Here is an 11,818-nt window from a genome sequence, read left to right as displayed (position 1 = left end):
CGCTTTTTTTATGTCTTGTGTCTCAAACAACCCGAATATGCCACGGCTCGTAACGTACGCCGTATTCATTGTCGGTGGTGTAGCGGATCTTGACGAATCCCAGATCCTGGAGTCTTTTGAACTCATCCGTCTGGGCGAAATCGGCGGTGAAATTACTGAGCCCACCGTTGACCCGGCCTACGTCAAAGTCACCAATGGCATGGTAGGAATGGCCCGGGGGTGCCAGAGAGCGAGAGGCACGCGACAAATTCCCCTCCGCCTGTACCGCTTTGGCCATAAACAGGTGGTATTGCTTGACCACACCGCGCACGCCGCTGGTCAACAACAGCGTATCCCCTACTTTCTCACGAACTTTATCGTAGAAGGCTTCCGAGTCGCCGCGCAGCAAATAGTGCCCGCTGCCGGGAATCTTGGAAATGTCATTTTCTGCGTAACTGTGTGTCAGGTCAGAGATCACCCGCTCGCCAAAAAAGCCCAGGCGTGAGACGTCGTCGTAGAAAAGTTTTTCCAGGTAATCGAGTTCTGCCGTCGGAAAGTCGCCGATGCGTGGCTGATAACGGGCATAACGCAACATGTCATCGAATGACAACACGTTGAAATGGCCATGACCGACATAGGACTGAACCCGGTTTAAACGCTCCAGAGCCGATACCAGAGTCGTATACTCAGTGTCTGTCATCAACACGTCATCGGAAAAGTCGTATTCGAAATGCTCGACTTTCTGGCGCACCCGTTCTGCTTCGTCTTCCACTTCAGCAACGTATACCGGGGCTTCAACCGCTGCAGCGGTTTCATCCAACACCGGGCCTTCTGGCTGCGCGGGTGTCATGGTGGCGAAGTCGGGTGCCAGGGTATTTGAAATGGCCGGTTGTGGTGACACATCCGCTACTGCCTCGGACGAGGCAGGCACTGTCAGGCCAGTAGCCTCATTGGGTGTCTCATAGCGTGGACCCATCGATTGCATGGCCCTGGCCGGCTGAGCATAGCTGAGCCCTTCACGATCAGGCGCCGCCGCAAAGGGCGTCGCACTGTGCGACACCGCTTCATCAACCAGGGGAGCCCCTTTCAAGGCTTGTTCTACCGCAGCTTTTGCCTGCTCGGCCTCGGTCGGACCCCAAACCTTGGACGAACGCCGTATCATGTCAACGGAGGCATAGCCTGTTCCAACTAACACTGCCGATGCGGACAGCGTCTGGTACAGGAATTGTCTTCGATTCACGCATGTACTCCAGAAAATGATGTATCAGGCACATTAACCATGCTTGATGGCGGCCGGAGCGCTCTAATCTTTAGTATGAGACACCGGTCACAGCGCAGTATCGGCTGCCTTTACGCTATTTGCAACGCACCGCTACCTATTGAAGTAATAAATTAAATACTTGATTCGAAACAGGGGCCAAGGTGTCAATAATTTGTCTGATGTGGGGTCAATCTACCTCCATCGCCAGGTGCTTTGCCCTGATAAAGTGGCTGTGGTGCAAATACAGAAGGTCAGACAGACGCCGGATCATGTGATCTTCATGCTTGTCAATCACTCCATCGGCCAGGGCCGTGCGCCATAGATCGACCATCAGATCCATTTTTTCATCGACGCTCAGCTGCTCATTCAGTAACTTGGTAAACTGATACAGATCATGACTGTCTGCGTGGGTTTGCCGGGCGCGGGTAACCAGAGCCTGAATGTCCTCGCGCGGTTCTCCGGTGCGATCCATCAACCGTTCAATAATGGCCGCCTGTTCACGGGTGTCCGGGTCGTGGTCGGACATCATGATCTCGACCATAAGCACGGTAATGGCTTCTTCCACGGTCAATTCGGGAATAGGCTCTTCGGGAGTATCAAACCAGGCCATGATTTTGGATAACATAGCGACCTCTTCGTCTTTATTCACGTTTCTGACCGGTGGCCTCCGGGCATCGCATTGGAAATGCTAACACTGGAGTCTAGCAAGCAGATGAATCTGACCACACCGGCTTTACTGTTTCCGGCCATTTCCCTGTTGTTACTGGCTTACACTAATCGTTTTCTGGTCATTGCCCAGCTTATTCGATCCCTCTACAAGCAAAATGCGGAACACCCGGACCGGGATTTGCGCGAACAAATCCTGCATCTGAAAGTCCGGATCATCGCCATTCGGCGCATGCAGGTACTGGGCATCATTGCGTTCATCTTTTGTGTACTGTCGATGCTGCTGCTGTTTTTGCAGCTACCTGGCCCCGGCACCGTGCTGTTTGCGGCCTCACTGGTATTACTGGTGGCTTCATTGGGCTTCAGCCTGTACGAGGTACAGATCAGTGGCCAGGCACTGCAACTGCAGCTTAAAGGTCTGCAGGACCCTGCTGCTACGACGCAGCCGGGTCCGTCAGCAAATTCTCCATAATCGCCAGATACAAGTCGGTCAGGGTATCCAGATCGGCAATGGATACGCACTCGTTCACCTTATGGATGGTCGCGTTGACCGGGCCAAGCTCCACAACCTGGGCGCCGGTCGGGGCAATAAAGCGCCCGTCGGACGTGCCACCGGCAGTCGATAACTCGGTGGCAAACCCCTGCACCTGTTCAACGGCAGCGGTTGCGGCTTGAACCAAAGCACCGCGGTCGGTGAGAAACGGATGCCCTTTTACTTCAAACCGCAAATCATAGTCGAACCCCTGCTGATCGAGCAGTGCCCGGGTACGTTGCTGCAATTGCTCGACCGTGACTTCAGTACTGAACCGGAAACTGAACATGATCTCGGCATCACCCGGAATAACGTTGGTGGCACCGGTGCCGGATTTGATGTTGGAAATCTGAAAGCTGGTCGCCGGGAAATAGTCATTGCCCTGGTCCCAAACTTCGGTGCTCAGCGCGGCAATCGCTGGTGCCACCAAATGCACCGGGTTCTTGGCCAGGTGCGGGTAAGCCACATGCCCCTGAACACCCTTTACCGTCAAATACCCGAGCATGGAGCCACGCCGGCCGTTTTTGATGGTATCGCCCACTACAGCCGTACTGGATGGCTCACCAACCACCGCCCAGTCAATCTGCTCTCCCCGTTCAGTCAGGGTTTCAACAACCCGGACGGTGCCGTTATAGGCATCGCCCTCTTCATCCGAGGTGATCAGAAACGCCAGCCGCCCCTGATGCGCCGGGTGACGTACCGCAAACCGCTCGGCGGCAACGACCATAGCAGCCAGACTGCCTTTCATGTCGGCTGCACCACGACCGTACAGCATGCCCTCATGTTCCGTCGGTTCAAACGGCGGAAATGTCCATTTAGAGGCCTCGCCGGTCGGTACAACATCGGTGTGGCCTGCAAACACCAGCAACGGCTGGCCATCACCATGAACCGACCACAGGTTATCGACGTCTTCGAACCGCATTGACTCGTTCGTGAACCCAACGGCCGCCAGTCGCTCGGCCATTAAAGTCTGACACCCCTTGTCGTCGGGGGTTACCGAGGCACTTGAAATCAGTTCTTTTGCCAGAGTCAGCGTTGCAGAGGACATAGACGACCTTTTTACGAATAGAATGATGGCGCGTATGATACGGGTAAATGACCCGGGCGTTAACCGGCCCGTTCAACCCTGGAGTACCGCACTCAGCAATGACAGCTCCACCTTCCCGGCGAACCCGATGGTATCATTGGCTGAAAGCCCGAACGCCCGAGCCTGAGGTCGCGTTGAAACGCTTTACCACGGGTGGCTTTGTGTTTTGTGCTGGCCTTATGGTGATATTGCTGGCGGACGCCATGCTCACGCCCACTCTGCAGCAGGAACTGACAACGTTGCTGGGCCTGTTGCTAATGGGGCTGGGTTCCTTTTTCGCGCTGATGGGGTATCTGGCCATCAGCCTGTTGCCCATACTGCTGTTCTTACTGGAGCCTTCGCATGACCGAAGCGACCGACATTGAAATATACATTGCCAGCACTTCCACCGACGCTCTGAAAAGCTGGCTTGCAGAACAACTGGACGAGGTGGAACCTGCCAAACGCCAGCCGGGAATGCCCAAAAATGCCGTAGCGATGACGGGCTACTGGCACGGCCAGTCATTTTCTATTCTGGTGCTCGAACGGGTGGTTGGTCGGTTCACCAGCCTGTGGTTGAACAGCAGTGACCTTCCCTGGTCTGACGACGCGGCCTGTGCCCGCGCCGCCAGTGAACAGTTCAATCAGGAAACCCGCATTGCCGCCGGCGGCTGGACTGAATCTGACGATCCCGATGCCTGGGTGCAAATCATGCCGGATGGCACAGAAACCGCCATCAACTGGAAAACCGGCCAGGTATAAAACAGGCACAAAAAAGGCGGGTTAAACCCGCCTTTTTTGTGCCTGAATGCCGCGATTTATCGTTGCCGAACCACAGTGACATCTTCAGCCTGCAAACCTTTTGTACTCTCGACCACGCCAAATTTCACGCGCTGGCCTTCTTGCAGTGAACGGTGGCCGCGTCCGCGAATGGACCTGAAATGCACAAAGACATCTTCCTGGTTATCCCGGGTAATAAACCCAAACCCCTTGCTGACATTAAACCACTTGACGATGCCTTCTTCGCGATCATCTTTTTCGGCTTGTCCCAACAGCGGCTGAGCCATATATTGCGCCAGAACGGCCAGCACACACACCACAATCAACACCGCTGCAAACGCCGACCATTCTGCCCCACTGACCTGGCTGTTGGTCAGTTCGGCCAGAGTCATTTCGCCACCGACACCAGACAGAACCAGGGCGGCGGCCAGAATCACCGGTGCCGGAAGGGCTACCAGCAGCGCCACGCCGGCACGAATCAAAAATATTCTTGCGTTCATAATTACCACTCAACTGTTCGAATTGTTGTCATTTTTACGCTCAATCCCTGGATACGCTGTTATTATAAGTAGACTGTTGCTGTAAGTAGATTACTTCTATCAACACCTGGCACCAAACGGATGGCAATGGCTACCCAGGCAGATTCCACTGCAAAACCACCGTGACTGAGCTTCCTGCTCGATACCCCGGGGACAAAAATGCCCGTGATCTGTCACCGCAAAGCCCGTCATAATGCCAAAAATCACGCCAAAAACCAGCCCCGGACCACGATTATGAACCAGCAAGACCGCCTGACAGACCTGGAAATACGTTTAACTCACCAGGACGACACTATCGACCAGTTGAACCAGGTCATCGCCGATCAGCAACAACGACTGTCCCGCCTCGAGCTCGCCCTGCAACGCCTGGCAGCGGAACATCACGATCTCAAAGACGGCCTGTCACCCGGTATTGTCGACCAGCCACCACCACATTACTGAGTGCCGGTTAACCGGGCGGTTCTGCGTTTTTGCCTGGGTTGAGGTAAACTAGCGCCACTACATTCTGGCAGGCAGGTGCCCCTCTATGCGTTCGTTGCTCGATATGATCAGTCGCTGTGTTCAAAGCGTCTTGTTTTTATGGGTCAGAACCGACAACAAACCCGCCAGGGTGGACTTGAATGCCCTCACCCAGGCCACGCCGGTGGTTTATGTGCTGGAACAACAGTCCACTGCCGATGCCATGGTGCTTGACCATCAGTGCCGCAAGCTGGGGTTACCCGATCTGTCGCGACGCCTAAAACTACCGGGCCTTGAAGGCAGCCGACCATTAATCAGCATTCATGCGCGGCGCTCTGTACTGAGGCGTCATCGCAGCGGTGTCGCACCGCTCATTCAGCCCATGCTGAATTACCTGACTGAAAACCCCGACGAAGATATTCTGCTGGTGCCGGTTGCCCTGTTCTGGGGCCGCGGCGCACGCAAAAGCAATAACTTGCTCAAGGTGCTGTTTAGCTCGAACTGGAATCTGGCCGGCCGCCTTAAAAAGTTGTTTACGGTGCTGATTAATGGCCGCAACACCTATTTTGAAATTAATGAACCGGTGTCATTAAGACAACTGGTTAACGACGAACCGGATACCGATATTGCCAGCCGCAAGGTCGCCAGGGTGTTACGCGTGCATTTTCGCCGCGTCCGCACTGCGGTCATCGGGCCAGACCTGTCTCACAAGCGCGTACTGGTTAGCCATCTGCTGCATACAGCGCCGGTTCGCAAAGCGATTGAAAACCATGCTGCAGCCAAGGGCATCAGCCGTGAAAAAGCCGAACGTCTGGCTCAGAAGCACGCCAATACCATCGCGGCTGATGTCTCCTACAACGTTATCCGTTTTCTCGATGTCATTCTCACCTGGCTGTGGAATAAAATTTTCAACGGCGTACAGGTCAATGGCCTTGAACCGGTAAAGAAACTGGCTGAAGACCATGAGATTGTTTACGTGCCCTGCCACCGAAGCCATCTCGACTATCTGTTGTTGAGTTATACCCTCTATTATCAGGGCTTGAACGTGCCTCACATCGCGGCCGGCGAAAACCTGAACATGCCGGTTGTTGGCGCTTTGCTGCGTCGTGGCGGGGCCTTCTTTATTCGTCGTAAATTCGGAGGTGACAAGCTCTATACGGCCGTTTTCAACGAATACATGCACTCGGTGTTCTCCCGGGGCTATCCAGTAGAGTATTTTGTGGAAGGTGGCCGTTCACGCACCGGCCGGATGCGTACTCCGGCGACGGGAACTCTGGCAATGACAGTACGCAGCCATCTGCGGGATCACAACAGACCCATCGTTTTTATTCCGATATACATTGGCTACGAAAAAGTGTTTGAATCGCGCTCCTATCTCGGCGAATTGCAGGGTCAGGAAAAGAAAAAAGAGAACCTGTTCGATCTGGTCAAATCAGTGCGTCGTCTGAAAAATTACGGACAGGTTTTCCTGAACATCGGTGAACCACTGCACTTAAACACCCTGCTGTCTACGCTTCAGCCCGGCTGGGATCAACACAGCTATGGACCAGACGACCGACCCAGCTGGATGGTACCTTTTGTCGACGAACTGTCACGCACCGTGGTCACCCGCATCAATTCAGCCGCCGCACTGAACCCGATCAACCTGGTTGCCCTGACACTGCTGGCCACACCCCGACAAGCCATGGATGGAGAATTGTTACAGCAACAATTAACGTTGTTAACGGAACTGCAACAACACCTGCCTTACGATACCCACATCACCTTGCCGGAAGGCGATGCCAAACAGTGGGTCGACTATACCGAGCAAATGGGCATGTTGCGGCGTATCCCCCAGAAGCTGGGAGACCTTTTTGGCCTGGACAGTCAGAACGCGGTACTGATGTCCTATTATCGCAACAACGTCCAGCACCTCTACGCCATTCCGGCACTGGTCGCTGCGTTGCTCGGGCAGGGCCAGGGCATCAGCCTCGACAAGCTCAGAGAGCGAGTCGGCCTGATTTACCCCTATTTGCAAAGCGAACTCTTTCTCGCTCCCAGCGCCGAGGAAGCCCAGCATCAGGTGCCAGTCTGGATCGACTTCTTTCACCAGGCCGGCCTGATACATTGCCAGGAAGATCGCTGGTTTGCCTCTCTGATGGGCACCGCCAGCCGGCTGAAACTCGAACTGCTGGCAGCCATTATGGTGCCGACACTGGAACGTTACCTGCTGACGTTGGCCGTACTGATTCGCGCCGGTTCGGGCGAGGCAACCAGCACCGAAGTGGAAAATCAATCGCAACAGATGGCACAGCGTCTGTCAGTGCTCAATGGCTTGAATGCCCCTGAGTTTTTTGACAAGGCCCTGTTCAAGAATTTCCTGCAGACCCTGAAAGCCCGCCAGGCAATCACGGTCAATGATCAGCATTGTCTGGAATTCGATGACCGCATCCTGAACATTGTACTGGCCTCTGACAGCGTGGTGCCTGCTCAGGTGTTGTACTCAATCATGCAGGTCACCGGGCTGCGCGAAGGCGACGAGGAACGCAGCAATTAAGTCGCCGGGTCGTGGCCTTGCGTAATGGACTTGAGCGGATAGATATCGAAGCGGCTGCTTTTACCGGCGAGCACCATTCCGGGCGCATTTCCGGCCAGGGGAGGCGCAATCCGCGGGCGTTTTACCACCACCCGACGCTGTGCACAGGCCAAAGCGGGTGCCAGCAAGGCATCCGCATCTTCATCGGCACCCACCAGTGAATGAAACAGCGCCATGTCTTTTTTTACCGCCGCTTTGCTGCGGCGCTCGGGAAACATAGGGTCCAGATACACGACATCGGGGGATACTCTGCTCGTATGGCCATCCAGCGTGCCTGAGAGCAGGCTCATTCGTTCAAACACGGGGTCACCGCTACTGCGAGCCCGTTCCAGACCGTCACTCAATAACAACCGTACGACGGGGTGTCGCTCCAGCATAATAACGGTCGCGCCCAGGCTGGCGAGAACAAAGGCATCCCGACCAAGGCCCGCCGTGGCATCCAGAACCAACAGGTCTTTGCGCTGATGCAACCCGACAGCCCGGGCGATGGCCTGAGACCGCCCCCCTCCGTACTGTTGTCGATGACGCGCTGCGCCGCTGACAAAATCGACACTGACAGGATGCTGCTTTGGTGCTTCACCGCTGGCCAGGCCCAGTGCACCCTCAACAACGGTCAAATAAAGTCCGGTTGGCCGCGTCATCACCTTTCGGCACAGGACGGCAAGCTGGGGTTCCGTCTGCGGGACCGCCAGCTTACCGGACTCACCCGCTTCGATGTATAGGTCTATCCTGTGCGTGGGTTCGGTCATAGGTTATTGGCTGTACCGCTGCAGGTGTCGAATCACAGTGAAAAATAGATAAAAAACAATACGCCGCCCAGCACAAATCGATATAGCACAAACGGAAAAAAGCCGATTCGCTCAATCCACTTCAGAAATAGTGCAATGCAGGCATAGGCACTGACAAAGGAGAGCACTGTTCCAATGAACAGCTGGTTCCAGTACACCAGATCCGGTTGCTGAATCAGACTGATCGTTTTCAACACGCCGGCCGCAAAGATCAACGGTATGGACAACAAAAAGCTGAACCGGGCCGCGTCTTTCTTGCCATAACCGAGCGCCATAGCGGCGGTCATGGTAATGCCGCTGCGCGAGGTTCCCGGAATCAGTGCGATGGCCTGCGCCAAACCAATCAACACCGTATGTTTCCAGTTTAACTGGCCGAGGGTTCGCGTTTCTGCCACGCCAACATCCGACCACCACAAGGCTGCACCGAACAGACTGGTGGTAACGGCGATCACCAGAATGCTGCGCAAGTGAGTCTCGATTTGATCCTGAAACAGATAGCCAAATATCACCGCAGGAATGGTTGCCAGAATAATCCACCAGGCCAGCGTCCGTTCGCTGGCATCGTGTGGACGGCGCGCCAGATGCAAGCCCCAGTGCAACAGCATGCGGCCTACATCGGCACGAAAATACCAAAGCACCGCCAGCAGGGAACCGACATGTACAGCAACATCGAAAGCCAATCCCTGATCGGGCCAGCCCAGTAACTGAGACGGCAATATCAGGTGAGCTGAGCTGGAAATGGGTAGAAATTCGGTGATTCCCTGAATCAGAGCCAGAACAATGATTTGCAGCTCAGACAGCATGTACGCATCCCTAATATGTTAAAGACCGCCTCGAGCACCGAAGACGGTCAGATAGTGAATAAAACCGGTTACTCACCGACTTTGGGTTTGTTATCCCAGGTTACCTTGTCACGCAAATACACCGGCAGAGCATGCTCGGGGGCAACACTCACAGTGGGGTCACGTTGCAGCAACGCCAAGGCCAGTTCAGCGCCCCAGATCGCTCTGGGTAACATCAGGCCGGGCGCTTGTTGCGCCAGGCAAGCTACCCAGGCATCGCTGAACCCATAATCTGTTTGCCAGCCATTACCCGCCAAACGAATAGCAGACCGGTTTTCCATGGCTGGTGGCTCGGGCAATTGGTCGGGCGACTGCAGTGATTCTTCGCCCTGCAGCACGGGCAAGCCTTGCTCTACCTGATAGCGGGCAACATAGAGCTCGCGCATACGCGCATCGAGCGCAACCCAGAGCTGACGGGCATCGGGATCGGCAGCGCAGGCTTCCATGGCCAGAGTCTGCAGCGTACTGACCGGAATAACGCCGCAATCGGCGCCCAACGCGATGCCCTGAGCAATACCGGCTGCAATACGAATGCCGGTAAAAGAGCCCGGGCCACGCCCGTATACGACGGCATCCAGGCTGGTTTTCGCCCAACCGGACTCTGCAAACAATTGGTCGAGTAACGGCAGTACTTGACGTGCATGCTGTCTTGGCAGGTTCTGGTGACACTGTAAAACACAGTCATCGTCTTTCAACGCCAGTGAACAGTAATCACCCGTAGTATCGATGGCCAGTAATCGTGTCATAGGATCGACCCCTGAAAAGCCGGGAGTTTAGCACAGTGAATAGCATCGTCAGAATACAAAAAAGCCACCTTACGGTGGCTTTTCAGGTCTTTCTTCAAGTCAGAAAGGCAGCGCTAATCAGCTTGCTGCTGCGGCGGCTTTCGCTTTTGGCGGACGACCAGGACCTGGCCGACGACCGCGCTTTTTAGGGCCTGGCTTTTGCTTGGCCGCTTCTTTCTTGGCAAGTGACTTGACCTTTGCCTTGATTTTGCGTGCCGCTGCCTTGCTCTTGGCTTCTTCTTTGGCGCGGAAAGCCTTCAATTTCTTGGCATCCTTACGGACCCGTGCCTGACGCCACTTGGATTCGAATTTGGCGATTTCTTTCGCCAGATCTTCTTCCTGCTTGGCAGCCAGACTCATTTCGAATTCAGCCGCTTTCAGTTCAACCTTGGCTTTCAGCTCTTCAGCCTGGGCCTCAATTTCAGCAACTTTATGATCGAATTTGGCCGATTTTACGGTCTGCTTCAGTTTGGCAACGGCTTCTTTGGCTGCCTTCTCCTGGGCTGTGGCTGTATCCAGCGCACGCTTTGACGCAGCAGACTTAACGGTTGCAACCTTGGTTTTGGCCGTGGCCTTTTTGGCTACAGCTGCATCCAGTTTAGCTTGCGCTTTCACCAGATCAGCTTCGGCTTTATCGAGTTTCTTGGCGGCTGACACAACGGCCGTATTTACTGCAGAGGCCGTCACTTTTGCTGCGGCACGAGGACGACCCGGCGCCTTTTTGGCCGCTGCTTTCTTGGCAGGTGCTTTTTTAGCCGTGGTTTTCTTGGCAGGTGTCTTACGCGCTACTGATTTTTTAGCAGTGCGTTTTGCACCGGGCTTCGGGCCGCGCTTGGCGGCAGTTTTCTTTTTGGCAACAGCCATGGGTATCTCCTTCTCATTTATTACTTTGGCATCTGGAATGAAAACTCATTCCAAAAGAGCAATTCAATAACGCTAATTTAGTCAGATGCCCTTAAAGATGCAAACTATAATTTAACAAAAAGTGATATTAAGAACATTTTTTGCCACATAATTTTCGTAAAATTGAGAAAAACCATTTTAATCAGTCTTAATTTCATCGCCTGCAAATTCGATAGCCGGTCCAATTACACCTTTATGGATTGTCAGACTGAAGTACAAATTGAATAACTGACCGCATTATCCGAAAAACGCGCGGGTGTTATTCACGGATAGAAATTTAATCGACACGCCGAAATCTATCGCATTGTCTTACTTATAATTTGATTTACGCCAACGCCCGGCTTCCCGAGACCCATCTATTTTTAGCTGATCGCAAACCGCCCTGCGAAAAAATGCCCGGGAGGCCATTCGAAGCTCAAGCCAAGCAGAAAAACTAACCAGGCCATCGCCTTTGACATTGCTTACTCCCGGTAACGGCTCCATAACCCCGCCACAGACTCTAATATTTCATCAATCCCGGTTAGTTACAAAGATACACAAAGAGTCTGATCAGAACGATCAAGGCCTGCCCTGTGAGCATTCACTCACCCTGAGTTATCGACATCTTGTACACACCCTCTCCCCAGGGTTATGCATTGCCCGA

General features: G+C 54.2%; 13 protein-coding genes. 5 read left to right on the top strand and 8 right to left on the bottom strand.

The window, feature by feature from the left end; genetic code table 11:
* Positions 1-22 precede the first annotated feature (22 nt).
* Complete coding sequence (locus ABJT94_RS09315; RefSeq protein ID WP_348475595.1) at positions 23-1,219, bottom strand: D-alanyl-D-alanine carboxypeptidase family protein; 1,197 nt, start codon at positions 1,217-1,219, stop codon at positions 23-25.
* A gap of 208 nt (positions 1,220-1,427) precedes the next feature.
* Positions 1,428-1,865, bottom strand: coding sequence for a TerB family tellurite resistance protein (locus tag ABJT94_RS09310; protein ID WP_348475596.1), 438 nt, complete (start codon positions 1,863-1,865; stop codon positions 1,428-1,430).
* A gap of 87 nt (positions 1,866-1,952) precedes the next feature.
* Here ABJT94_RS09310 and ABJT94_RS09305 point away from each other — a divergent pair, with 87 nt between their 5' ends.
* On the top strand, positions 1,953-2,378 hold the full coding sequence (locus ABJT94_RS09305; RefSeq protein ID WP_127555058.1) for a DUF2721 domain-containing protein: 426 nt from the start codon (positions 1,953-1,955) through the stop codon (positions 2,376-2,378).
* On the opposite strand, the gene dapE is transcribed toward ABJT94_RS09305, so the two are convergent.
* Entirely contained in the window at positions 2,341-3,486 is a 1,146-nt protein-coding gene (gene dapE, locus ABJT94_RS09300) for a succinyl-diaminopimelate desuccinylase (protein ID WP_348475597.1), read from the bottom strand. The two genes, ABJT94_RS09305 and dapE, sit on opposite strands and share 38 nt — an antisense overlap.
* A gap of 98 nt (positions 3,487-3,584) precedes the next feature.
* Between dapE and ABJT94_RS09295 the strand changes: the two genes are divergently transcribed.
* Both ABJT94_RS09295 and ABJT94_RS09290 read left to right on the top strand, forming a co-directional pair.
* Positions 3,585-3,890 (top strand): hypothetical protein, encoded by a 306-nt coding sequence (locus tag ABJT94_RS09295; RefSeq protein WP_348475598.1) that lies wholly within the window; start codon positions 3,585-3,587, stop codon positions 3,888-3,890.
* Positions 3,868-4,266 (top strand): hypothetical protein, encoded by a 399-nt coding sequence (locus ABJT94_RS09290; RefSeq protein WP_348475599.1) that lies wholly within the window; start codon positions 3,868-3,870, stop codon positions 4,264-4,266. The genes ABJT94_RS09295 and ABJT94_RS09290 overlap by 23 nt, the downstream gene beginning before the upstream one ends.
* Before the next feature lie 56 nt (positions 4,267-4,322).
* Here ABJT94_RS09290 and ABJT94_RS09285 read toward each other — a convergent pair whose 3' ends face one another.
* Entirely contained in the window at positions 4,323-4,784 is a 462-nt protein-coding gene (locus tag ABJT94_RS09285) for a cold shock domain-containing protein (protein ID WP_348475600.1), read from the bottom strand.
* A gap of 273 nt (positions 4,785-5,057) precedes the next feature.
* Between ABJT94_RS09285 and ABJT94_RS09280 the strand changes: the two genes are divergently transcribed.
* Positions 5,058-5,264 (top strand): SlyX family protein, encoded by a 207-nt coding sequence (locus tag ABJT94_RS09280; RefSeq protein ID WP_348475601.1) that lies wholly within the window; start codon positions 5,058-5,060, stop codon positions 5,262-5,264.
* A gap of 85 nt (positions 5,265-5,349) precedes the next feature.
* Positions 5,350-7,818, top strand: coding sequence for a glycerol-3-phosphate 1-O-acyltransferase PlsB (gene plsB, locus ABJT94_RS09275; RefSeq protein ID WP_348475602.1), 2,469 nt, complete (start codon positions 5,350-5,352; stop codon positions 7,816-7,818).
* Here the strand turns inward: plsB and ABJT94_RS09270 are convergent.
* From ABJT94_RS09270 to ABJT94_RS09255, 4 genes are all read right to left on the bottom strand, one after another.
* Positions 7,815-8,606, bottom strand: a complete 792-nt coding sequence (locus ABJT94_RS09270) for a class I SAM-dependent methyltransferase (RefSeq protein WP_348475603.1) — start codon at positions 8,604-8,606, stop codon at positions 7,815-7,817. The two genes, plsB and ABJT94_RS09270, sit on opposite strands and share 4 nt — an antisense overlap.
* A gap of 32 nt (positions 8,607-8,638) precedes the next feature.
* Positions 8,639-9,448 (bottom strand): undecaprenyl-diphosphate phosphatase, encoded by an 810-nt coding sequence (locus ABJT94_RS09265; RefSeq protein WP_348475604.1) that lies wholly within the window; start codon positions 9,446-9,448, stop codon positions 8,639-8,641.
* Between the two features lie 68 nt (positions 9,449-9,516).
* Positions 9,517-10,233 (bottom strand): tRNA (adenosine(37)-N6)-threonylcarbamoyltransferase complex dimerization subunit type 1 TsaB, encoded by a 717-nt coding sequence (gene tsaB, locus ABJT94_RS09260; protein WP_348475605.1) that lies wholly within the window; start codon positions 10,231-10,233, stop codon positions 9,517-9,519.
* A gap of 117 nt (positions 10,234-10,350) precedes the next feature.
* Positions 10,351-11,136 (bottom strand): hypothetical protein, encoded by a 786-nt coding sequence (locus ABJT94_RS09255; RefSeq protein ID WP_348475606.1) that lies wholly within the window; start codon positions 11,134-11,136, stop codon positions 10,351-10,353.
* Between the last annotated feature and the right edge of the window lie 682 nt (positions 11,137-11,818).

Source organism: Saccharospirillum sp. (genome assembly GCF_039982735.1).
In the GTDB taxonomy this organism is placed as follows: domain Bacteria; phylum Pseudomonadota; class Gammaproteobacteria; order Pseudomonadales; family Natronospirillaceae; genus Saccharospirillum.
This window is presented reverse-complemented; position numbering and strand designations above follow the sequence as displayed.